This is a genomic window from Streptomyces sp. NPDC058257, assembly GCF_042881845.1.
Classification (GTDB): domain Bacteria; phylum Actinomycetota; class Actinomycetes; order Streptomycetales; family Streptomycetaceae; genus Streptomyces.
Map to the genome: position 1 here is coordinate 1 of NZ_JBHVXJ010000035.1, position 21311 is coordinate 21311.

Here is a 21311-nt window from a genome sequence, read left to right on the forward strand (position 1 = left end):
GGCCCCGCAGGGAGATCCCTGCGGGGCCCGCCCGCGTTGCGACGGGGCTATTAGTCGTCGGAGTCGGAGTCGGAGCCGTTGTCGTCCGAGTCACCGTGGCTGTCGGAGCGGTCAGCCGTGACCTTGCCCGACTGCAGGTCGACCTTCCAGTCGGACTCCGCACCCTTGGCGTTGGAGGTCTCCGCCTCCCACGCCCCGGCCGTACCGTCGTCGTCCAGGTCCACAGAGGTCACCGTGCCCTTGGCGGCGGCAGCCTTCGCCGCGTCCTCCGCCGAGGTGGACGCACCCTTCAGGGCGGCGGCCACACGGCCCGCGTCGCCGTCGTCGTCCTGCTCGGTGTGCGAGCCAAGGACCTTGCCCGTACCGGGGTCGACCTGCACGCTGTGCCAGGTGCTGCCCTTGCCGAGCACGTCGACGTCCCAGACCAGACCGCCGTTGTCCTCGTCGTCAAGCTCGGCGGAGACCGCCGTGCCGGACTGGTTCGCCAGTGCCGCCTTGATCGCGTCGGCCGCCGTCACCTTGGCGGCCTTCACCTCGGTGGTGTTCTCCTTGGCGTCGTCCCGGTCGTCGTCCCGGTCGTTGTTCTTCAGCTGAACGCTGGACTTCTCGGCGGCGGCCGACGACTCGTCGTCGCCGCTGTTGGCGAGCGCTGTCGCGGTGCCGCCCCCGACGAGGGCCAGGGCCGCGACGGTGGCGATGACGATGTTGCGCTTCATGAGGGGTTCCTCCCGAGTCGGTGGCTCCGCGGCCGGTGGGCCGCTGCCGTTCGCTTTCGACAAGAACCAATCTGGCTGAACGACCCTGAAGCCAGGCTGAAGCCACCTGAAGAACTCTTCAGGTTCGCTCTGCGACCCTGAACGCATGCGCCTGTTGATCGTGGAAGACGAGAAGCGTCTCGCGTTGTCCCTGGCCAAGGGCCTGACCGCCGAGGGCTACGCCGTGGACGTCGTGCACGACGGCCTCGACGGACTGCACCGGGCGAGCGAGGGATCGTACGACCTGGTCATCCTCGACATCATGCTGCCCGGCATGAACGGCTACCGCGTCTGCTCGACCCTCCGAGCCGCGGGACACGACGTGCCGATCCTGATGCTGACCGCCAAGGACGGGGAGTACGACGAGGCCGAGGGGCTCGACACGGGCGCCGACGACTACCTCACCAAGCCCTTCTCGTACGTCGTGCTCGTGGCCCGCGTGAAGGCGCTCCTGCGCCGCCGCGGCAACGGCGGGCCCTCGCCCGTCCATACCCTCGGCGACCTCAAGGTCGACACCGCCGCGCGCCGCGTCTTCCGCGCCGAGAACGCCGAGGACGGTGAGGACGGCGAGGACAGGGAAGTGACGCTCACGGCCAAGGAGTTCGCGGTCCTTGAGCAGCTCGTCCTGCGGGTGGGCGAGGTGGTTTCCAAGGGCGACATCCTCGAACACGTCTGGGACTTCGCCTACGAGGGCGACCCCAACATCGTCGAGGTGTACATCAGCGCCCTGCGGCGCAAGCTCGGAGCGTCGCTCATCAAGACCGTGCGCGGCGCCGGATACCGCCTGGAGACCCCCCGATGAAGCGCTTCTTCTGCTCTGTGAGGGCCCGGGCCGCCACGGCGGCCACCCTTGTCGTCGCCATCGCGCTGGTCGCCGCCGGAGCCGCCGTGCTGCTCTCGCTGCGCGTCAATCTGACCGACCAGGCGAGCGGCCAGGCGGAGTCCGGCGCCCGCGGGGTGGCCTCGCGGCTCGCCGGGAACGCGCCGTACGGCGAACTCGAACTCGACGACGAGGACCAGCCGGTCCAGGTCGTCGACAGCGACGGACGGCTCGTCGCCGCCAGCGAAGACCTGGAGCGCGTCAGCGGCACGGGAGTCGACGCCGTCAAGCCCCGGCCGGCGTCCACGCCCCCCAAGGGCGACGACGATGACGACGACGAGAGCGAGGCGCTCGAACCCGGAGAGATCTCCGATGACCCGGCGCGCGTCACCACCGGCTCCGCCACCGTCGACGGCGAGACGGCGGACTACCGCTTCGCGGCGGTCGAGGTGAACACCGAGAGCAAGGGCGACCTCACCGTCTACGCGGGCGCCCCGCTCGCCGCCCGGCAGAGCGCGGTGTCCACGGCGTTGACGTCCATGCTCATCGGTTTCCCGCTGCTGCTCGCCGTCATCGCCGGGGTGACCTGGCTCGTGACGCGCCGCGCCCTGCGCCCGGTGGACGCGATCCGCGCCGAGATGGCGGCGATCACCGCGTCCGAGGACCTCGCGCGCCGCGTGCCCGAGCCGGACACGCACGACGAGATCGCCCGTCTTGCCACGACCACGAACGAGACGCTCGCCGCCCTGCAGACTTCGGTGGAACGCCAGCGCCGCTTCGTGGCCGACGCCTCGCACGAACTGCGCAGCCCGATCGCCTCGCTGCGCACCCAGCTGGAAGTGGGCGCGGCCCACCCGGAGTTGCTGGACGTGGACGGTGCGGTCGAGGACACCGTACGACTTCAGGAACTGGCCGCCGACCTGCTTCTCCTCGCCCGTCTGGACGCTGGTGAGAAGCCGGGCGGAGGGCGGGTGGACCTGGCGGCGCTTGCTCGCGAGGAGCTTTCGCAGCGGACGCGGGATCGTGTCGACGTCCGCACGGATCTGGCGAACGTCGAGGTCACCGGCTCCCGCGGCCAGCTGTCACGCGTGCTCGGCAACCTCGTGAACAACGCCCAGCGCCACGCCCGCTCACATGTCACGGTGACCACCCGCGCCGACGGCACGTGGGCGGTCCTTGAGGTCTCTGATGACGGGGAGGGCGTGGCGGAGAGCGAGCGCGACCGGATCTTCGAACGCTTCGTACGCCTCGACGACGCCCGCGCCCGGGATGACGGCGGGGCGGGTCTGGGCCTCGCCATCGCGCGCGATGTCGCCGCGCGCCACGGCGGGACCCTCACGGTCCGGGAGGCTCCCGGTGGGGGAGCGCTCTTCGAGCTCAGGGTCCCGGGCGCCGCTGATTCCCGGCGAGGATGAGGGTCAGGGCTTGCCCCGCTGGGCGCGGAGGTGTTCCGCGATCGGGGTCAGGGCCTTGTGGAGTTCGCCGAGCGCCTCGGGTGAGATCAGGTCGACGAAGTGCCGGCGGACCGAGTCGACGTGGTGCGGGGCGACCCGCTGCATGGTCTCCATGCCCTCGTCCGTGAGGACGGTGTAGAGCCCGCGCCGGTCGGACTCGCAGTTCTCCCGGCGGACCAGACCCGCGTTCTCCATTCGGGTGATCTGATGGGAGAGCCGGCTCTTGGACTGCAGCGTGGCGGCGGCGAGATCGCTCATACGCATCCGCTTCTCGTCCGTCTCGGAGAGATGCACGAGGATGTCGTAGTCGTTCATGGTCAGGTTGAACGGCTGGAGGTCCTTCTCGAGCTGATATGTCAGCATCCTGTTGACCTCCACGTGGGTGCGCCAGGCGCACTGTTCCTCGTTGGTCAGCCACTGCGGGGCCGTCTCGGTCTCCATGGAATCGATTCTACCTAAGAAGTTGAAAGGTGAACGAATGTCGGTGTGTGACACGCGCCTCGCACCCCCCAGATGACAGAGGGGCACAGACGTTCGCCGTCACACTCCGCAGACTACCGCTCACAGGCCGAAGCGACGCTGGAGGTCCCCCAGTTGTCCGGGAAGGCGCGGTTGTCCTGGCTGCTGCCCGTGTTGACCGGGTTGGCTGCGTTGCCCCGGTGCTCCCTGGCCGCCCGGCACGCCCGCCTGCTGCGGCACCGCACCCGTCGCCTGCTCGGTCATGAGCGCTTCCGAGGACTGCAGAAGCACCGTGCCCGCGCCCACGAACTCGAACTGGTGCTCCTCCCCGGATGTCCCACCGATCCCGCTCAGCGCCCGCACGCCCCCGATGACTCCGGTCAGGTATCCGTGGTCGTAGTGATGGCAGGGCGAGGGGCAGTCGGCCCAGCCCACCAGGGCCTGTGGATCGACCCGGATCGGCGGCTCCATGAACACCACGGGGCCGTTCGAAGCGGCAACGAACTTGCCGGTCCCGATCAGGGTCAGGAAGCCGGGAACGATGGATTGCTTGAGCGCGAGAGTTGGCTGAAAAGCGAGGAGGTTGCCCGAGCGAATGGTCAGGTTGCCGTCTTCGAGGTCGTACGAATTCACGTCGAAGGCCCGGTCGGCGAGGAGCATCTTGCCCTGGCCGTCGGCGACCACCCAGTCGCTCGCGTGCAGGGGCGAATGGAAACTCGTGCGCACCAGGCGGTCCAGACGGCCGTGTCCGATGCCGTTGAACTCGATCGACCCGTAGTAGGCGATCATCTTTCCCTTCTGCAGGAACCACTGGCTCCCCTTGAGCTCCACACAGAAGGTGTACGCGTTCACGCTGTCGTCGCTCGGCAGCGACATCGGGTCGAGGGGCGCGGGCGCTCCCGAGGGCATTGAGGGGTTCACAGCTTCTCCTCCGACGCCTGGACGTACACCGCACCGCTTCCTGACAGCTCCAGCTGGAAGGCCTCGCCCGAGCCGCGGCCCACCATGTCGCGCCAGCCGAGCGCTGTGGAGAGCTTGTTGCGTACGTCGCCGTGGTGCGCCACATATGCCTGCGGGTCGACATGGACCGGGCGCTGCGGGGTGATCGGCACCTCGATGACTCCGCCGTGCGCCATGACCGCGACCGAGCCCTGTCCCTTGAGGGTGGTCGTGAAGAGGCCCTGCCCGGTGACCTGGCCGCGCACCATGCCCATGACGCCGCCCTGCGAGCCCATGAACATCGTGCCCTGCTGGAGTGTGCCGTCGAAGGCGAGCAGCCGGTCCGCCTCCACGTAGAGGGTGTCTCCGGAGAGGCTGATCACCTGGATGTGGTGGCCGCCGTGCCCGAAGAGGACGGTGCCGCTTCCCTCGACGGTCATCAGGGGTGTCGCCTCGTTGGCGAGCCTGCGCCCGATCATCGAACCGAGGCCGCCCTGCCCGCCCTGGATGTTGGGGGTGAACTCGACCTCTCCCTTGTAGGCGAGCATGGCGCCGCGCTGGCTGAACAGCCGCTGGCCCGGGAGGACGGTCGCCTCGACCATCTTCGAGTTGATCTCTTGGAAGGGCATGTCAGACGTCCCCCGCGATCGTGGTCCGCTCGCTGGGCTGGACGTAGACGAGTCCTTCGCCCTCGAAGCGGATCTGGAAGGCCTCGCCGCCGCCCTCGCCGAGCAACGTACGGAAAGTGACGCCGGACTGGAGGTTCTGGCGGAGGTCTCCTTGGTGGGCGACATACGCCCCGGGGTCCACCGTCAGCGGATACTGCCGGCTGACCCGCAGTACGACCGCCGGGCCATCGGACATGATCGCCGCCTGGCCCGAGCCCTCGACGGTCGTGGTGAACAGGCCGTTGCCCTGTGAGGCGCCGCGGACGCCGGTGAACTGGGTGCCGGTGCGCAGGGCCGCGTCCGTACACAGGAGATTGCCCGCCTCGACGAAGAGCTTCTCGCCGCGCAGCTCCACGAGATTGATCTCGGTGGCGCGGTCGGCGAACCAGCAGGTGCCGTGCCCCTTCACCTCCATCACCGTCATCTGCTCGCCGGTGAGGCGCCGGTTCACCATGCCCCGGATGCCCTCGCCGCCGCCCGTCATCTTTTTGAAGGCCATCTGGCCGTCGTACGCGACCATCGAGCCGTTCTTCGCCTTGACGGCGTCGCCGGACATGTCCACGGCGAGCACCCTGCTGCCTTGCAGTCGGAACGTTGCCACGTATCGACGGTAGCCGTCGGATATGGGGTCGGAACAGGGCAACGGCCCCTGAGCGAACCCCGAGAATGCCCCGATGTCACAATGGGGGTCGCTTGTGCGCGCATTCACAAGATCGACAGATCGACAGATCGATGCCGTCGAGCGGCCCCGCCCCTCGCCCCCGCCTCCCTCCGAAGGTGATCCGTGGACATCAAGACCGCTTCCGCACTCCGCCGCCTCCGCCTGGTCTCGGCTCCCGAGGCCATCTCCTTCCTGCTCCTGATCGTCTGCTCGGTGCTCAAGCGGACCACGGAATTCAACGCCGTACCGGTGATGGGCATGGTCCACGGCGTGCTCTTCGTCCTGTACGTGCTCTTCTGGCTCGACGCCTGGAACCGTACGAAGTGGAACCTGAAGACGGCCGCCCTCTACTTCGTCCTCTCCGTCCTGCCGACCGGCGGTTTCTTCGCCGAGCGGAAGCTGAAGGGTGAGGCCGAGGCCGCGGTGATCGCGTCGCGCGCCCGCCGCGAAGGGGTCGTGGGCGCATGATCATCGCCTTTTCCGTGACTCCGCTCGGCGTCGGCGAGGACGTGGGGGAGTACGTCGCCGACGCGGTCCGCGTCGTCCGCGAGTCGGGTCTGCCCAACCGGACGGACGCGATGTTCACGTCCGTCGAGGGCGAGTGGGACGAGGTGATGGACGTCGTCAAGCGTGCCGTCGCCGCGGTCGAGGCGCGGGCGCCGCGTGTCTCCGTGGTCATGAAGGCGGACATCCGCCCCGGGGTGAGCGACGGTCTGACGTCGAAGGTCGAGACGGTGGAGCGGCACCTCTCCCAGTAGCCACACCTTGCCCGGTAGCCACACCTTGCCCGGTGGCCGCCCCTCTCCGAGTGGCCGCCCCGTACCGCGAAGAGCCCCCGCCGAGTTCATCCGGCGGGGGCTTTCTCCTTGCCGCCGCCCTCAGCAGCCGCACCCTCACCCCGCAACCGCAGCCAAACCGTTCACCCTAAAACCGCTCGCACGGACGCATCTGGTTCGACACGCCGAGAAAACTCCCCTTTTGTGAGGTTATCGGCTTGTTCGTATCTGAACCTGCCAGACCCAGATCACCCACGACCTGGAGGGCGCTGTGCGGCCGGAGGGCTACGACTACGACACCCACAGCACACTCGCCGGACCGCTCACCGAGCCGGACGGCGACGGCGGCGAAAGCGGCGGCAGCGGCGAAGGAGGCCGCTATCGGGTGCAGTACACCAAGCTGCTCTCCAGCGAGCCCCACCGAATACGGGCCGTCATCCTGATGACGCTCGCGCCCGTCCTCACCGGCCTCCTGCTCGTCTACCTCGTCTGGCCGACCCACTGGACGGAACGCGAGGGCGCCGACCGCTGGCTCATCGGTCTCGACATCACGATGCTCGTGGCCATCGGCCTGATCGAGCTGTTCATGCTCGTCAACGTCATCTCGATCGCCCACGCGACGATGATGGCGAGGGACCCGATCCCGGTCACCCCCGAACCCGGCACCCGCGTCGCGTTCCTCACGACGTACGTTCCCGGCAAGGAACCCCTCAGCATGGTCCGCGCCACCCTCGAAGGCGCCAAGCGGATAGAGCACACAGGGCCCCTCGACGTCTGGCTCCTGGACGAGGGCGACGACGGCGAGGCCAAGGCGCTCTGCGCCGAACTCGGCGTACGCCACTTCACCCGCAACGGCGTCCCCGAGTGGAACCGCGAGAAGGGCGCCCACAAGGCCCGCACCAAGCACGGCAACTACAACGCCTGGCTCGCGATGCACGGCGGCGACTACGACTTCTTCGCCTCCGTGGACACCGACCACGTCCCGCTGCCCAACTTCCTGGAACGGATGATGGGTTACTTCCGGGACGAGGACGTGGCGTTCGTCGTCGGGCCGCAGGTGTACGGCAACTACGACAGCCCCGTCACCAAGGCCGCCGAGTCCCAGCAGTTCCTCTTCCACGCCCTGATCCAGCGCGCCGGCAACCGCTACCGCGCGCCCATGTTCGTCGGCACCAACAACGTCGTACGCATCACGGCGCTCCGTCAGGTCGGCGGCCTGTACGACTCCATCACCGAGGACATGGCGACCGGCTTCGAGCTGCACCGCCACAAAAACCCCGCCACCAGGCGACACTGGCGGTCGGTCTACACCCCGGACGTGCTCGCCGTCGGTGAGGGGCCCGCCTCCTGGACGGACTTCTTCACGCAGCAGCTGCGCTGGTCACGAGGGACGTACGAGACGCTCTTCAAGCAGTACTGGAAGGCACCGTTCACGATGCCGCCAGGACGCCTCTTCTCGTACACGATGATGCTCGTCTACTACCCCATGACGGCCGTCAACTGGCTTCTCGGCGTGCTGAGCTGCGTCCTGTTCCTCTGGTTCGGCGCGTCCGGCACGCAGGTCGCCGCATCCGTCTGGCTGATGCTCTACAGCGACGCGGCAGCGCTCCAGGTGGGCCTCTACCTCTGGAACCGCCGCCACAACGTCTCCCCGCACGAACCGGAGGGCTCCGGAGGCCTCGCGGGCATGGCGATGTCCGCGCTCTCCGCCCCCATCTACGCCAAGTCGCTCGGCGCCGCCGTCCTGCGCCGCCCGAGCCGCTTCGTGGTCACCCCCAAGGGCGGCGACGCCAGCCCCGACCGGGTGCTCACCTTCCGGATCCACCTCTTCTGGGCGGCGGTCCTCGCCAGTTCACTCGTCGCCTCGTTCGTGCTCGGCCACACCCATGTGGCGATGCGCACCTGGGCCGTACTGGCGATGGTCATCTCGCTCGCCCCGATAGCGATCTGGAGCTTCTCGCTGCTCGGGGAGCGCAGGGCGCGCGGCGAGGCCCGCAGGCAGGCGCGGCAGCGCGGCAGGCAGGACGCGGAAGCCCTGGGAGCCCCGGGCGCGGAGGGCGAGCCGGAGCCGGCGTTCGCCACCGGTACCACGACAGGAGGGAACTGACCCATGGCTTACCGGCCCTCTCAGCGCACCAGGAAGACGCTCCTCGGCGTCGGCGCGGGCACGCTGCTCGTAGGACTCAACGCCCCGGCGGCGCTCTCCTTCGCCGAGGAGAAGTACCACGAGTACGAGATCGCCCAGCCCGGCTACAAGGCGAAGTACGGCTCCTGGAAACAGATCGGCATCCCCGAGGAGTTCCGCACCAACGCCATCCACGCCGCGCTCCTGCACACCGGCAAGGTCCTGATCGTCGCGGGCTCCGGGAACGAGCAGAAGAAGTTCGACAAGGGGTCGTTCGACACGATCCTCTGGGACCCGAAGACGGACACCTTCAAGAAGGTCGCGACCCCGGAGGACTTCTTCTGCTCGGGGCACGCCCAACTCCCCGACGGCCGCCTCCTGGTCGCGGGCGGCACGGCACGCTACGAACTCCTCGACGGTGAGCTCACTCATGCCGGCGGCGGGATGCGCGTCAAGAACGAGAACCCCGACAAGACCCTCGTCCTCAAGAAGGGCACCCGTTTCCGCTCGCCGTCGGGCATCGAGTACGTGAGCAAGTTCGACGTCAAGGTCCCCAGGGCCAAGCGCGACTACGAGATCACGTACTCCAAATCCGGTGCGATGAACCCCTGGAAGACGAAGGTCAAGGCGAGCGAGGCACGTGTCTTCGTGGAAGGCGCCAGGGAGGGCAAGGAGTTCATCACCGAGAAGGCGGCGCAGTACGAGATCGAGGGGCTCAAGGGCAAGGACGCGGACAACGCGTACGGGATCGCCGAGAAGATCACCATGGACAAGCAGGACTTCCAGGGGATCAAGGCGGCGTACGAGTTCGACCCGAAGGCGGAGAAGTACGTCCCCGTGGACCCGATGAAGAAGGCCCGCTGGTATCCGACGCTCGTCGGTCTCGACGACGGCAAGGTGCTCGCGGTCTCCGGACTCGACGACGTGGGCATGATCGACCCGGGCGACAACGAGATCTACGACCCGAAGACGAAGAAGTGGACCGACGGCCCCAAGCGCTACTTCCCGACCTATCCCGCGCTCTTCCTCACCAAGGGCGGCAAGCTCTTCTACCCGGCGTCGAACGCGGGTTACGGGCCCGCCGACAAGGGCCGTGCACCCGGCCTCTGGGACCTGAAGACCAACAAGTTCGACAAGATCCCCGGCCTCGTCGACCTCGACCAGACCGAGACATCCGCCTCCCTCCTGCTGCCCCCGGCGCAGGACCAGAAGGTGATGATCATGGGCGGCGGAGGCGTCGGAGAGTCGGACAAGGCGACCAAGCGCACAGCCGTCGTGGACCTCAAGCAGGACAGCCCCGCCTTCAAGACAGGGCCCGAACTCCCGCAGGGCACCCGCTACCTGAACAGCGTGATCCTGCCGGACGACTCGGTGTTCACGTCCAACGGCTCCAAGGACTACCGCGGCCGCGGCGGGAGCAACATCCACAAGGCGCAGTTCTACGACCCCAAGACCAACAGCTTCCGCGCGGCGGCGTCCCCCGAGGTGGGCCGCAACTACCACTCAGAGGCGCTGCTCCTGCCCGACGGGCGCGTCGTCACCTTCGGCTCGGACCCGCTCTTCGACAACCAGGAGAACACCAAACTCGGCCACTTCGAGCAGCGCATGGAGGTCTTCACGCCGCCCACGCTGCACAAGGCGGGCGAGAACCGTCCGGTCCTGGGCGAAGGACCGGAGCAGCTGGCGGCGGACGGCCGCGCGACGTTCCGTACGAAGAGTCCCGGGAAGATCGCGTCGGCCCGTCTGATGCGTCCCAGCGCGGTGACGCACACGACGGACGTCGAGCAGCGGTCGATCGCGCTCGGCCTCACCAAGGGCAAGGGTTCGGTGACGGTGGACGTGCCCAAGGGCGACACCGCCCTTGTGCCGCCGGGCTGGTACATGCTGTTCGTGACGGACCAGGACGGCTCGTCGTCGGAGGCGAAGTGGATTCACGTGAAGTAGCCCTGGTGGCCCCTGGTCGGGCGGGCGGTCAGGTGGCCTTGGCGTTGCGCGCGAGACCGAGCGCGTAGTCGGGCCACCACTGGCCCGCCGCCGGGCCGCCCCTGCACGGTCCGTCCGAGTCGCCGGGCCGCTTGATCCACAGGACCGCGTCGAGCAGCGCCTCACCGGTCTTGTCCGTGGGCGGGGTGCCCAGACCGCGCCCCGGCGGATTGCACCAGGCGTCCGCACGGTCACCGGCGAGCGGGCCCTTGCCGTTGCGGCTGGTGTCCATCACGTAGTGCTTGCCGCCGACGACGCCCGACAGGCCGCGGCCGTACGCCTTGATGGTGTCGTCGTCCTGGAAGTTCGACACGTTCAGCGAGAAGCCGTCCGCCTGCGCGATCCCGGCCCGCTGGAGCGGTTCGGCGAGCTTGCTCGCCTGGGTGATCCAGCCCGGGTTGCCCGCGTCCAGATAGACCTTCACCTGGGGCTGCCGCTTGAGCCGCTGGATGGCGTCGGAGAGCAGCTGGTAGCGCTCGGCGTGGTACTCGGCGGGGGTGCAGCCGTCCGCGATGTGCGGGATCGCGTCCGGCTCCAGGACGACGACGGCCGACTTGTCGCCGATGGTGCCCGCGAACTTGTCGATCCACTGCCGGTAGAAGTCCGAGCTGTGCGCGCCGCCCGCGGAGTGCTGCCCGCAGTCGCGGTGCGGGATGTTGTACGCGACGAGTACGGCGGTTCGGTCCGCCTTCGAGGCGCCGTCGACGGCCGCCTTGATGTCCGGGGCCGGGTCGTCGCCCGCGGGCCACACGGCCATGGGCTGCTCGGAGATCCGCTTCAGCGCGGCGGCGTCCTGGGTGCGGCCCTCCTGCTCCCACTGCCTGACCTGCCGGGCCGCGGCGCTCTGGGGGTCGACCCAGAAGGCGTTCTGCGGGGCCTTCTTGGCGGCGTCCGTGGAGGGACCTGCCTCGGCGGCAGTCCTCTCCTCGTCCTTCGCGCCGGAGTCGGATGAGCACCCTGCCGTGAGCCCGAGGGCCGTCAGGGCCGTGAGTGCGGTGAACGTGCGGAGCAGCCGGTGCATCAGGACCCCTTGGGCGACGGTGAGGGGCAATCGTTACATAACGGTCTAATCGCCCTCGGTTGCGACACCGGGCCGACCGGACCGGGCTCCGTCAGATGGTCAGATACCGCCGCCACCGTCACCGCGACCTTCGCCGCCGTCCTCGCCACCCTTGCCCCCGCTTTCGCCGCCGCCTCCGCTCGCCGGCGCGATGCCCAGCGGGGTCCGCTCGTAGAGCACCTGATGCCCGTACCGCCGCGAGACGCCGACCGCGCGACGGTCGGCGTCTCCGCGTCGACTGCCGGTGGATCCCCCGGCCCGCAGGAACAGGCGACCGAATTTCGAGACGGGGCTGACCAGCATGTGACCGGCGGGTAAGGTCTTTGTCGTGCCGAAGCCGCTCAGTCTTCCCTTCGATCCCATCGCCCGCGCCGACGAACTCTGGAAGCAGCGCTGGGGTTCCGTACCGGCGATGGGCGCGATCACCTCGATCATGCGTGCGCAGCAGATCCTGCTCGCCGAGGTCGACGCGGTCGTCAAGCCGTACGGACTGACCTTCGCGCGGTACGAGGCGCTGGTCCTGCTTACGTTCTCGCAGGCCGGTGAGTTGCCGATGTCCAAGATCGGCGAGCGTCTGATGGTCCACCCCACGTCCGTCACCAACACCGTCGACCGCCTGGTCAAGTCCGGTCTTGTCGACAAGCGCCCCAACCCGAACGACGGGCGCGGCACCCTCGCCTCCATCACGGAGAAGGGCCGCGAGGTCGTCGAGGAGGCCACGCGCGAGCTGATGGCCATGGACTTCGGGCTCGGGGTGTACGACGCCGAGGAGTGTGCGGAGATCTTCGCGACGCTGCGGCCGTTGCGGGTGGCCGCGGAGGATTTCGAGGACAGGGGCTGAGCGGGCCCGTCGGCGTTTTCGCGGGTCAGCGCGTTGTTCCCGCCGACGCGGGGGTGGCCACGCCAGGCGGGTGCGGAGCACGAGAGGCATGATGTGCTCCCCGCGGGCGCGGGGATTTTTCGGACGGTTACGCTCGTAGCCATGAAATCCAGCGTGCTGACCCGCTACCGGGTGATGGCTTACGTCACCGCCGTCATGCTCCTCATCCTGTGCGCCTGCATGGTGGCGAAGTACGGCTTCGAGAAGGGCGAGGGCCTGACGCTGGTCGTCTCCCAGGTCCACGGTGTCCTCTACATCATCTACCTGATCTTCGCCTTCGACCTGGGCTCCAAGGCGAAGTGGCCGTTCGGCAAGCTCCTGTGGGTGCTCGTCTCCGGCACCATCCCGACGGCCGCGTTCTTCGTCGAGCGCAAGGTCGTGCGCGAGGTCGAGCCGCTGATCGTCGACGGCTCCCCGGTCACCGCGAAGGCGTAACCTCCACCGCCACGGACAGGTCCGTGGCGGTGAGCCATCGACATTTACTAGGACGTCCTAGTAAATTCAAGAGTATGGACGCTGACGCCATCGAGGAGGGCCGCCGTCGCTGGCAGGCCCGGTACGACACCGCGAAGAAGCGCGACGCGGATTTCACCACGCTCTCCGGCGACCCGGTCGAGCCGGTCTACGGGCCACGGCCCGGGGACGCCTATGAGGGATTCGAACGGATCGGATGGCCCGGCGAGTACCCCTTCACCCGCGGCCTCCACCCCACCGGCTATCGCGGCCGGACCTGGACCATCCGCCAGTTCGCGGGCTTCGGCAACGCCGAGCAGACGAACGAGCGCTACAAGATGATCCTGGCCGCCGGCGGCGGCGGACTCTCCGTCGCCTTCGACATGCCGACCCTGATGGGCCGCGACTCCGACGAGCCGCAGTCCCTCGGCGAGGTCGGGCACTGCGGGGTCGCCATCGACTCGGCCGCCGACATGGAGGTCCTGTTCAAGGACATCCCGCTCGGTGACGTCACGACGTCGATGACGATCTCCGGACCCGCCGTCCCCGTCTTCTGCATGTACCTGGTCGCCGCCGAGCGGCAGGGCGTCGACCCGGCCGTCCTGAACGGCACGCTCCAGACGGACATCTTCAAGGAGTACATCGCGCAGAAGGAGTGGCTCTTCCAGCCCGAGCCGCATCTGCGCCTCATCGGCGACCTGATGGAGCACTGCGCGCGCGACATCCCCGCGTACAAGCCCCTGTCGGTCTCCGGCTACCACATCCGCGAGGCCGGGGCGACGGCCGCGCAGGAGCTCGCGTACACGCTCGCCGACGGATTCGGGTACGTCGAGCTGGGGCTGAGCCGCGGCATGGACGTGGACGGCTTCGCGTCCGGCCTCAGCTTCTTCTTCGACGCGCACCTGGACTTCTTCGAGGAGATCGCCAAGTTCCGTGCCGCGCGCCGGATCTGGGCCCGCTGGATGCGGGACGTGTACGGCGCGCAGACCGACAAGGCCCAGTGGCTGCGCTTCCACACGCAGACCGCGGGCGTCTCGCTGACGGCACAGCAGCCCTACAACAACGTCGTACGCACCGCTGTCGAGGCGCTCTCCGCGGTCCTCGGCGGCACGAACTCCCTGCACACGAACGCCCTGGACGAGACCCTCGCGCTGCCGAGCGAGCAGGCCGCCGAGATCGCGCTGCGCACGCAGCAGGTGCTCATGGAGGAGACGGGCGTCGCCAACGTGGCGGACCCGCTCGGCGGTTCCTGGTACGTCGAGCAGCTGACCGACCGCATCGAGGCCGACGCCGAGAAGATCTTCGAGCAGATCAAGGAGCGGGGGCGCCGGGCGCATCCGAACGGGGAGCACCCCGTCGGGCCCATCACCTCCGGCATCCTGCGCGGCATCGAGGACGGCTGGTTCACCGGTGAGATCGCCGAGTCGGCGTTCCAGTACCAGCAGTCCCTGGAGAAGGGCGACAAGCGGGTGGTCGGCGTCAACGCCCACCACGGCTCCGTCACCGGCGACCTGGAGATCCTGCGGGTCTCCCACGAGGTGGAGCGGGAACAGGTCAAGGTCCTTGGTGCTCGCCGCTCGGCGCGGGACGAAGCGCGGGTGCGGGCCACGCTCGACGCCATGCTTGCCGCCGCCCGCGATGGGTCCAACATGATCGCCCCCATGCTGGAGGCGGTGCGGGCCGAGGCGACCCTCGGGGAGATCTGCGGTGTCCTGCGGGACGAGTGGGGGATCTACACCGAGCCTCCCGGGTTCTAGTTCGGGTGCTCCGGGGTGTGGGGATCTGCGGGCCGTCGTGGCTGGTCGCGCAGTTCCCCGCGCGCCCGGGGGCCCCGCGGGGTCCTCTTGGAACCCGGCCGAAATTTGTGGGTGTCAGATACACGGGGCTGGGTAGGCGCCGCCCGTCGACCCGTCCTGCCCCTGGAGTCACCCTGTGTCACCCGTGAGCCTGCCCGGCCCCACTCGTACCGCTGTGATCGCCATCGGAGCCGCCACGCTCACGCTTCTCGGTGCGCTGACGGTCTATGGCTCAGGCGAGGTCAGCGCGAGCCCGCCCGCGGAGCCGAAGGTCCAGGACACCTTCGACTCGCTCGGCCCCGCCGTGCACGCGGCGAAGCTCTCGGACGGCCGGACGGCGCACTACTCCGACACGGGGAACAAGAAGGGCAAGCCCGTCCTCTTCATAGGCGGGACCGGCACGAGCGCTCGTGCCGCGCACATGACGGACTTCTTCCGGACGACCCGCGAGGACCTGGGCCTGCGCCTCATCTCCGTCGAGCGCAACGGCTTCGGCGACACGGAGTACGACAAGAAGCTCGGCAAGGCGGACTTCGCCGACGACACCCTCGAAGTGCTCGACAGGCTCGGCGTGGACGACGTGAGCGTCATCGCGATCTCGGGCGGCGGTCCCTACGCGGCGGAGCTCGCCGGGCGCGCCCCCGACCGCGTCTCGGCCCTGCACCTCGCGGCGGCCCTGCCGCCCTACGGCACGAAGCCCGAGTACTGCTCGATGTCCGACGACGAGCTCGCCGACACCGTGAAGGACTCCATCAAGGACCCGCGCAAGTGGTGGGCGTTCCCGGACGACAGCCCCGTCAAGTCGATACCGGGCTTCGCCGACACGGCGTACGAGGAAGGCGCGCGCACCTACAACCAGCGCGGCCAGCAGGCGGACCCCGCGCCGCAGGTGCACGAGCAGAAGCTGTACTGCGGTCGGCCGGGCCCGGACCTCAAGAAGCTCGACGCCCCCGTGTACCTCTACGGCGGCGAGAAGGACACCACGGTGCCGCCCGCGACCCTCAAGACCTGGCAGGACGCGCTGCCCGGCAAGGCGAAGGTGCGCACGTACGCGGACTCCGGGCACGACGTGCAGTACCGCCACTGGGACCAGATCCTGGTCGACCTGGCAGGACACGGCGACCGTACGGTCGTCTGCCGCGGCAAGCACACGCGCGTACTGCCCGCCGACGAGGCCGACCGGCTCGTCGCCAAGGGCAAGGCCACGCTGGGCAGCTGTGCCTGGAAGAACAGCTGAGAACGACCAGGGCCTCTAGCGGGGCAGCGTCAGTCTGAACAGTGCGCCCCCGCCCGGCGCCCTCTGTGCCGAGAGCTCCGCTCCGTGCGCGTGGGCGATCTGGCGGGCCATCGCGAGGCCGAGGCCCGAGCCCGGCAGGGCGCGGGCCTTCTCGGCGCGGTAGAAGCGGTCGAAGACGTAGGGCAGGTCCTCCTCCGCGATACCGGGGCCGTGGTCGCGGACCGTCAGGGCGGCCGGTGTGAGGGAGACCTCCACGGGGGTGCCGGGCGGGCTGAACTTGGCCGCGTTGTCCAAGAGGTTGGTGACGAGGCGGGACAGGCGCGCGGGGACGCCGGGGATGCTCGTGCCGTCGGTGTCCGGCGTCATGTGGAGCGTGAAGGGCACCTGCGGCCAGTGGCCACGTGCCGCGTCCACGACATGGGCGACCAGGGGCGCGAGCCGCACTTCCTCCAGGAGCGGCTGCGGCTCCTCGTCGCGGGCCAGTTCGATCAAGTCGTTGACCATGCCGGTCACTTCGCGGAGCTGGCGGCCGAGCGCGCCGGACGCCCTTTCGCGCTGCGCGTCCGTCAACCGGTCCGCGCGGGCGAGGAGTTCGGCGTTCGTACGCAGTGCGGTCAGTGGCGTACGCAGTTCGTGCGAGGCGTCGGCGACCAGGCGCCGGCGTGCGGTGACCGACTTCTCCAGCTCGGCCAGCATCGCGTTGAACGAGGCGGCCAGGCGCGTCACCTCGTCCTCGCGGCCCGCGGGGCCCGGCGGCAGCTCGATGCGGTGGCGGGCGTCGCGGGTCGCCGTGATGCGCTCCGCCGTGGCGGTGAGGCGGGCGACCGGGGCGAGGCCGGTGCGCGAGACCCAGTAGCCGCCGAGCCCCGACAGGAGCACTCCGGCGCCGCCCACCGCTGAGAGCAGCCCCGCGGCCTGCCGCACCCCGCGCTCCGCGATGTCGGCGCGCAGGGCGACCTGCACGGCGTCGCCCTTGCCGTAGGTGGTGGTGTACATCCGGGTCGGCTTCCCGTGCAGCGTCAGGCTCGTGTAGTACGGCGCCGTGTCGCCGCTCGCGACCTTCCTGGTGGAGTCGGTGACCGGGAGCAGATACGGCTTCGACGGGTCGTTCGCGGGGGCGGCGGGGACGATCTGCGAGCAGGCGGGGGCGCCGAGGAAGCGGCACTCGCCCGTGACGACCCCCGGCTCGTTGTCGTAGTTCCGCTGCTGTGCGATGAGGGTCGCCGACTGGGCGAGATTCTGGTCGAGCTGCTGGTAGAGCTTGTAGCGGATGACGAGGAACGCGGCCACGCACACCCCGACCGCGACAAGCGCGACGGCCGCCGCCGCCGCGAGCGCGAGCCGCGTGCGCAGCGGACGCCTGCGCCGCCACCGGGCGCCGAGCCCGCGCCGGGCGCTCACGGGCTGCCGAGCCGGTAGCCGACGCCGTGCACGGTGTGCACAAGGCGTGGTTCGCCGCCCGACTCCAGTTTGCGGCGCAGGTAACCGACGTACACGGCCAGGGAGTTGGAGTCGGGCCCGAAGTCGCGCCCCCAGACCGACTCCTGGATGAGCTCGCGCGGAAGCACCCGGCCCGCGTTGCGCAGGAGCAGTTCGAGCAGGGCGAACTCGGTGCGGCTGAACTCGACCGCGCGGTGGCCGCGGCGGCCGGTGCGGGTCGCGGGGTCGAGGACGAGATCGGCGTACACGAGGTCGTCGCCGTCGGCGGGGGAGTGCGGCTCCGGGGCGGCGCGGCGCAGCAGGGCGCGGACGCGGGCGACGAGTTCGTCGAGGGCGAAGGGCTTCACCAGATAGTCGTCGGCGCCCGCGTCGAGGCCGTCGACGCGTTCGCTGACGGAGCCGAGGGCGGTGAGGACGAGGACCGGTGTGCGGTCGCCGAGGGCGCGCATCTGGCGGCAGACGGCGAGGCCGTCCATGACCGGCATCATCACGTCCAGGACCACCAGGTCCGGCTCCCACCGGGCGATGGCGCTGAGCGCGCGCTGCCCGTCGGCGGCGCCGCGGACCACGTGCCCCTCGATCGTGAGGGCGTCCTCGACCGCCGCGCGGACCTCGGGATCGTCGTCGACGACCAGGACCTTGGCCGGCGGGGGACCACCGCCGGTCAGGGGTGGGCCCGGCCTGCTCGTGAAGCTCATGGGCCAAAGGTGCCAAACGCTGCTCTTAAAACCCTCTTAGACCTGCTCGTAATGCTCCATTGCCATGCGAACACCCGATATGCGACCCGATACGCGACCCGGTACGCGATCTCCCGGGACAGGGGCCGCCGCCCCTCTCTCCGTCGTCATCGGCGCGGGCGGCACCGGTGGCCACATCTATCCCGGGCTCGCCCTCGCCGACGCCCTGCGGCGTGCCGTGCCGGACGCGGTCGTCTCCTTCGTCGGTACGCGGCGGGGGCTCGAGACCCGGTTGATACCGGACGCCGGGTACCGGCTCCACACCGTCGACATGATCCCGTTCGACCCGTCGCTCGGTGCCAAGCGGTTCCTCCTGCCCGCCGCCCTGGTGAAGTCCGGCGCCCAGTGCCGGGCGATCCTGCGGGAGCAGGGCGCGCAGGTCGCCGTCGGGATGGGCGGCTACCCCAGCGCTCCCGTCATCGTCGGCGCGAGGATGGCCGGTCTTCCGAGCCTCATCCACGAGTCCAACGCCGTCCCCGGCCGCGCCAACCGTTTCGCGGCCCGTCTCACCCCGAACATCGCGGTGGCCTTCGACCGCAGCCGAGAGCACCTGCCGGGCGGGGAGCGGGCCCACACCACCGGGATGCCCATCGCGGCGCCGCTCGCCGCGCTCGACCGGGGCGCGCTGCGGGCCGCGGCCCGCCGGGAGTTCGGGGTGCCGGAGGGGGCCCGGATGCTGCTCTTCAACGGCGGCAGTCTCGGCGCGGCCCGGCTCACCGAGGCGGCCGTCGGGCTCGCGGCACGCTGGCGGCACCGCGCGGACGTACAACTGCTGATCAAGACGGGGCCGGCCGCGCTCGACGAGACGCGGCGGCGTCTGGTGGAGGCGGGTGCGGAGGGGACCGCCCGCGCCGTCCCCTACCTCGACCGGATGGACCTCGCGTACGCCGCCGCCGACCTGGTGGTCTGCCGTGCGGGCTCGGCGACCGTGGCCGAACTCGCCGCCACCGGGGTCCCCGCCGTCCTCGTCCCCTACCCGCACGCGCCGGGCGACCACCAGACCCACAACGCGCGCGTCCTGTCCGACACGGGCGCGGGACTGCTCCTTCCCGACGGCGAGACGACCGCGGCGCGGCTCGCTGAGCTTGTCGGGCCACTGCTCGCCGATCCGGCGCGGCTCGCCGCCATGAGCGGGGCGGCGGATCCGGGCCCGCACGCGCGGGCGGCGGACCTGCTCGCCGAACGAGTCATCCGACTGACGCACCACACACCCCACTTCTCGCACCTGGAGTACGCATGAGCAACACGGGAACGACGTTCAGCTGGGCCGGTCGCACCGTCCTCGTCACCGGAGCCGAGGGCTTCATCGGCTCGACGCTCGTCGATCTGCTCCTGGAGCAGGGGGCGAAGGTCCGCGCCTTCGTGCACTACAAGCCGTACGCGGAGAAGGGTCATCTCGCCCATCTGATGGGGGACCCGCGTGTGCAGATGCTCGCGGGCGACGTCCGGGACGCGGGGCGTGTGATGGACGCGGTGGAGGGCTGTGACACGGTCTTCCATCTGGCGGCGCTGATCGGGATCCCCTACTCGTACGACTCCCCGGGGGCGTACGTCCAGACGAACGTCGTCGGCACGGAGAACGTCGCGGAGGCGTGTCGGCGGCACTCGGTGCGGCGGCTCGTCCACACGTCCACGAGCGAGGTGTACGGGACGGCGCTGACCGCCCCGATCTCGGAGGACCATCCGCTCCAGCCCCAGTCCCCGTACTCCGCCTCGAAGATCGGCGCCGACATGATGGCGCTCTCGCACTGGCACGCGTTCGAGCTGCCGGTGACGGTCGTCCGCCCCTTCAACACGTACGGGCCCCGGCAGTCGGCACGTGCGGTGATCCCCACGATCCTGGCCCAACTGCACTCCGGCGCGCGCGAGATCAAGCTGGGCTCGCTCTCCCCGACGCGGGACTTCACGTACGTGACGGACACCGCGCGGGGCTTCATGGCGCTGGCGGTGTGCGAGGCGGCCGTCGGCCATGCGGTGAACCTGGGGGTGGGGCAGGAGATCTCGATCGGAGATCTGGCGGAGGCGCTGATCGCGGCGTCCGGCCGCGAGGCGAGGGTGGTCGTCGACCCGTCACGCCTGCGCCCTTCGGGCAGCGAGGTCCAGCGGCTGCTCTCGGACAACTCGCGGGCGAGGGACTGGGCGGGCTGGACTCCGTCGGTGTCCTTGGGGGAGGGCCTGAAGCAGACGTCGGCATGGGTCGCCGAAAACCTCCGCCTCTTCGCGGCGGACCGCTACCAGGTCTGAACCTCTGCCCGCGGGCCGGCGGCACAAGGCCAGTTGAAACGTAGCGGCAGCCGCAGTGGAAGGCCCCCTGCTGGAGGACCCCTGCTCCCCCTGCTGAAGGCCCCCGGCCAGTTACGGCTGGCCCGCCGCCGCGGCCAACCCGCCCAGCAAGAGCAGCGTGAAGCGGCGGGCCCAGTCCTCGTCGACCGGCTCTCCGCTGACCAGGGCGCGGTGGACCACCGCGCCCGCGATCACGTCGAAGATGAGGTCGGCCGTACGTCCCGCGGCGTCGGGGTCGGGCTCGTGGGGAAGTTCGCCCCGGTCCTGGGCCCGCTTGCGCCCCGCCAGGACGAGCCGCTTCTGGCGGTCGACGATCGACGTACGGATCCGTTCCCGCAGAGGTTCGTCCGACGTCGACTCGGCCACCACCGCCATCAGCGCGGTCTTCGTCTCGGGGCGGCCGAGCAGCGCCGCGAACTGGAGCACCACTCCCTCGATGTCCGTCGCGAGGCTGCCACTGTCCGGCAGCTCCAGCTCGTCGAAGAGTTCCGCCACCGCGTCCACGACCAGCTCGCTCTTGCCCGCCCAGCGCCGGTAGAGCGTCGTCTTGGCGACACCCGCGCGCATGGCGACGTCGCCGAGGGTCAGCTTGGACCAGCCCAGTTCGACCAGGGCCTGGCGGGTCGACTCCAGGATCGCGGTGTCCGCCGCGGCGTTGCGGGGTCGGCCGCCGGTGCGGACGGGAGGGGGGATGCGGCTCTGCATCCCGTGACCATACCGGTCAGTACGGAACAGGCCGGAGCGGTGGCGACCGGCGGCGCGTGAGGCAGATCACCGTAGTTCGC

At 69.8% G+C, this 21311-nt stretch carries 22 protein-coding genes; 12 read left to right on the plus strand and 10 right to left on the minus strand.

Features of this window, described 5'->3' with window-relative positions; translation table 11 throughout:
• Positions 1-50: 50 nt before the first annotated feature.
• Positions 51-716, minus strand: a complete 666-nt coding sequence (locus ACFVXC_RS40825) for a PepSY domain-containing protein (RefSeq protein WP_389916635.1) — start codon at positions 714-716, stop codon at positions 51-53.
• Positions 717-861: 145 nt separating this feature from the next.
• On the opposite strand from ACFVXC_RS40825, the gene ACFVXC_RS40830 reads away from it, so the two are divergent.
• Both ACFVXC_RS40830 and ACFVXC_RS40835 read left to right on the plus strand, forming a co-directional pair.
• On the plus strand, positions 862-1557 hold the full coding sequence (locus ACFVXC_RS40830) for a response regulator transcription factor (RefSeq protein ID WP_389916637.1): 696 nt from the start codon (positions 862-864) through the stop codon (positions 1555-1557).
• Positions 1554-2990: a sensor histidine kinase gene (locus ACFVXC_RS40835; RefSeq protein ID WP_389916639.1), complete on the plus strand. Its 1437-nt coding sequence runs from the start codon at positions 1554-1556 to the stop codon at positions 2988-2990. Before ACFVXC_RS40830 ends, ACFVXC_RS40835 begins: the two co-directional genes overlap by 4 nt.
• 3 nt (positions 2991-2993) lie before the next feature.
• Here ACFVXC_RS40835 and ACFVXC_RS40840 read toward each other — a convergent pair whose 3' ends face one another.
• The 4 genes from ACFVXC_RS40840 to ACFVXC_RS40855 form a co-directional block, all read right to left on the minus strand.
• Positions 2994-3470, minus strand: a complete 477-nt coding sequence (locus ACFVXC_RS40840) for a MarR family winged helix-turn-helix transcriptional regulator (protein ID WP_389916641.1) — start codon at positions 3468-3470, stop codon at positions 2994-2996.
• 120 nt (positions 3471-3590) lie between these two features.
• On the minus strand, positions 3591-4397 hold the full coding sequence (locus ACFVXC_RS40845) for an AIM24 family protein (RefSeq protein ID WP_389916701.1): 807 nt from the start codon (positions 4395-4397) through the stop codon (positions 3591-3593).
• A gap of 8 nt (positions 4398-4405) precedes the next feature.
• Positions 4406-5056, minus strand: coding sequence for an AIM24 family protein (locus ACFVXC_RS40850; protein ID WP_389916642.1), 651 nt, complete (start codon positions 5054-5056; stop codon positions 4406-4408).
• A 1-nt stretch (position 5057) separates the two neighbouring features.
• Positions 5058-5696, minus strand: coding sequence for an AIM24 family protein (locus tag ACFVXC_RS40855; RefSeq protein WP_389916644.1), 639 nt, complete (start codon positions 5694-5696; stop codon positions 5058-5060).
• A 183-nt stretch (positions 5697-5879) separates the two neighbouring features.
• Here ACFVXC_RS40855 and ACFVXC_RS40860 point away from each other — a divergent pair, with 183 nt between their 5' ends.
• The 4 genes from ACFVXC_RS40860 to ACFVXC_RS40875 all read left to right on the plus strand — a co-directional run bounded on the left by ACFVXC_RS40860 (position 5880) and on the right by ACFVXC_RS40875 (position 10601).
• The gene (locus ACFVXC_RS40860; protein WP_389916646.1) at positions 5880-6224 is read left to right on the plus strand and encodes a DUF3817 domain-containing protein; all 345 of its coding nucleotides are present in this window, start codon (positions 5880-5882) and stop codon (positions 6222-6224) included.
• Complete coding sequence (locus ACFVXC_RS40865) at positions 6221-6514, plus strand: MTH1187 family thiamine-binding protein (protein ID WP_389916648.1); 294 nt, start codon at positions 6221-6223, stop codon at positions 6512-6514. Before ACFVXC_RS40860 ends, ACFVXC_RS40865 begins: the two co-directional genes overlap by 4 nt.
• 289 nt (positions 6515-6803) lie before the next feature.
• A complete protein-coding gene (locus ACFVXC_RS40870; RefSeq protein WP_389916650.1) occupies positions 6804-8639 on the plus strand; it encodes a glycosyltransferase family 2 protein in 1836 nt (611 codons plus the stop codon).
• 3 nt (positions 8640-8642) lie between these two features.
• Positions 8643-10601 carry a galactose oxidase-like domain-containing protein gene (locus tag ACFVXC_RS40875; RefSeq protein WP_389916652.1) on the plus strand — a complete coding sequence of 653 codons (1959 nt, stop codon included), beginning with the start codon at positions 8643-8645 and terminating at the stop codon, positions 10599-10601.
• A 28-nt stretch (positions 10602-10629) separates the two neighbouring features.
• Here ACFVXC_RS40875 and ACFVXC_RS40880 read toward each other — a convergent pair whose 3' ends face one another.
• Positions 10630-11661, minus strand: a complete 1032-nt coding sequence (locus tag ACFVXC_RS40880; protein WP_389916654.1) for a glycoside hydrolase family 6 protein — start codon at positions 11659-11661, stop codon at positions 10630-10632.
• Between the two features lie 99 nt (positions 11662-11760).
• Positions 11761-12135 carry a hypothetical protein gene (locus ACFVXC_RS40885; protein ID WP_389916705.1) on the minus strand — a complete coding sequence of 125 codons (375 nt, stop codon included), beginning with the start codon at positions 12133-12135 and terminating at the stop codon, positions 11761-11763.
• Here ACFVXC_RS40885 and ACFVXC_RS40890 point away from each other — a divergent pair.
• The 4 genes from ACFVXC_RS40890 to ACFVXC_RS40905 all read left to right on the plus strand — a co-directional run bounded on the left by ACFVXC_RS40890 (position 12029) and on the right by ACFVXC_RS40905 (position 16066).
• Positions 12029-12541, plus strand: a complete 513-nt coding sequence (locus ACFVXC_RS40890; RefSeq protein ID WP_389916656.1) for a MarR family winged helix-turn-helix transcriptional regulator — start codon at positions 12029-12031, stop codon at positions 12539-12541. The genes ACFVXC_RS40885 and ACFVXC_RS40890 overlap by 107 nt on opposite strands.
• Before the next feature lie 141 nt (positions 12542-12682).
• Positions 12683-13015, plus strand: a complete 333-nt coding sequence (locus tag ACFVXC_RS40895; RefSeq protein ID WP_389916658.1) for a DUF3817 domain-containing protein — start codon at positions 12683-12685, stop codon at positions 13013-13015.
• A gap of 74 nt (positions 13016-13089) precedes the next feature.
• Entirely contained in the window at positions 13090-14790 is a 1701-nt protein-coding gene (locus ACFVXC_RS40900) for a methylmalonyl-CoA mutase (protein ID WP_389916660.1), read from the plus strand.
• Positions 14791-14965: 175 nt separating this feature from the next.
• Positions 14966-16066, plus strand: a complete 1101-nt coding sequence (locus tag ACFVXC_RS40905) for an alpha/beta fold hydrolase (protein WP_389916662.1) — start codon at positions 14966-14968, stop codon at positions 16064-16066.
• A 15-nt stretch (positions 16067-16081) separates the two neighbouring features.
• Here ACFVXC_RS40905 and ACFVXC_RS40910 read toward each other — a convergent pair whose 3' ends face one another.
• Both ACFVXC_RS40910 and ACFVXC_RS40915 read right to left on the minus strand, forming a co-directional pair.
• On the minus strand, positions 16082-17467 hold the full coding sequence (locus tag ACFVXC_RS40910) for a sensor histidine kinase (RefSeq protein ID WP_389916664.1): 1386 nt from the start codon (positions 17465-17467) through the stop codon (positions 16082-16084).
• Positions 17464-18204 carry a response regulator transcription factor gene (locus ACFVXC_RS40915; protein ID WP_389916666.1) on the minus strand — a complete coding sequence of 247 codons (741 nt, stop codon included), beginning with the start codon at positions 18202-18204 and terminating at the stop codon, positions 17464-17466. The genes ACFVXC_RS40910 and ACFVXC_RS40915 overlap by 4 nt, the downstream gene beginning before the upstream one ends.
• Before the next feature lie 79 nt (positions 18205-18283).
• Between ACFVXC_RS40915 and ACFVXC_RS40920 the strand changes: the two genes are divergently transcribed.
• Positions 18284-19483 carry a glycosyltransferase gene (locus ACFVXC_RS40920; protein WP_389916703.1) on the plus strand — a complete coding sequence of 400 codons (1200 nt, stop codon included), beginning with the start codon at positions 18284-18286 and terminating at the stop codon, positions 19481-19483.
• Positions 19480-20487: an SDR family NAD(P)-dependent oxidoreductase gene (locus ACFVXC_RS40925; protein WP_389916668.1), complete on the plus strand. Its 1008-nt coding sequence runs from the start codon at positions 19480-19482 to the stop codon at positions 20485-20487. Before ACFVXC_RS40920 ends, ACFVXC_RS40925 begins: the two co-directional genes overlap by 4 nt.
• A gap of 111 nt (positions 20488-20598) precedes the next feature.
• Here ACFVXC_RS40925 and ACFVXC_RS40930 read toward each other — a convergent pair whose 3' ends face one another.
• Positions 20599-21231: a TetR/AcrR family transcriptional regulator gene (locus tag ACFVXC_RS40930; RefSeq protein WP_389916670.1), complete on the minus strand. Its 633-nt coding sequence runs from the start codon at positions 21229-21231 to the stop codon at positions 20599-20601.
• Positions 21232-21311 lie beyond the last annotated feature (80 nt).

Coding starts and splice junctions, on each gene's coding strand:
- ACFVXC_RS40825 (WP_389916635.1), bottom strand. CDS start 716: ATGAAGCGCAACATCGTCATCGCCACCGTCGCGGCCCTGGCCCTCGTC.
- ACFVXC_RS40830 (WP_389916637.1), top strand. CDS start 862: ATGCGCCTGTTGATCGTGGAAGACGAGAAGCGTCTCGCGTTGTCCCTG.
- ACFVXC_RS40835 (WP_389916639.1), top strand. CDS start 1,554: ATGAAGCGCTTCTTCTGCTCTGTGAGGGCCCGGGCCGCCACGGCGGCC.
- ACFVXC_RS40840 (WP_389916641.1), bottom strand. CDS start 3,470: ATGGAGACCGAGACGGCCCCGCAGTGGCTGACCAACGAGGAACAGTGC.
- ACFVXC_RS40845 (WP_389916701.1), bottom strand. CDS start 4,397: ATGCCCTCGGGAGCGCCCGCGCCCCTCGACCCGATGTCGCTGCCGAGC.
- ACFVXC_RS40850 (WP_389916642.1), bottom strand. CDS start 5,056: ATGCCCTTCCAAGAGATCAACTCGAAGATGGTCGAGGCGACCGTCCTC.
- ACFVXC_RS40865 (WP_389916648.1), top strand. CDS start 6,221: ATGATCATCGCCTTTTCCGTGACTCCGCTCGGCGTCGGCGAGGACGTG.
- ACFVXC_RS40875 (WP_389916652.1), top strand. CDS start 8,643: ATGGCTTACCGGCCCTCTCAGCGCACCAGGAAGACGCTCCTCGGCGTC.
- ACFVXC_RS40880 (WP_389916654.1), bottom strand. CDS start 11,661: ATGCACCGGCTGCTCCGCACGTTCACCGCACTCACGGCCCTGACGGCC.
- ACFVXC_RS40885 (WP_389916705.1), bottom strand. CDS start 12,135: ATGATCGAGGTGATCGCGCCCATCGCCGGTACGGAACCCCAGCGCTGC.
- ACFVXC_RS40895 (WP_389916658.1), top strand. CDS start 12,683: ATGAAATCCAGCGTGCTGACCCGCTACCGGGTGATGGCTTACGTCACC.
- ACFVXC_RS40900 (WP_389916660.1), top strand. CDS start 13,090: ATGGACGCTGACGCCATCGAGGAGGGCCGCCGTCGCTGGCAGGCCCGG.
- ACFVXC_RS40915 (WP_389916666.1), bottom strand. CDS start 18,204: ATGAGCTTCACGAGCAGGCCGGGCCCACCCCTGACCGGCGGTGGTCCC.
- ACFVXC_RS40920 (WP_389916703.1), top strand. CDS start 18,284: ATGCGACCCGATACGCGACCCGGTACGCGATCTCCCGGGACAGGGGCC.
- ACFVXC_RS40925 (WP_389916668.1), top strand. CDS start 19,480: ATGAGCAACACGGGAACGACGTTCAGCTGGGCCGGTCGCACCGTCCTC.
- ACFVXC_RS40930 (WP_389916670.1), bottom strand. CDS start 21,231: ATGCAGAGCCGCATCCCCCCTCCCGTCCGCACCGGCGGCCGACCCCGC.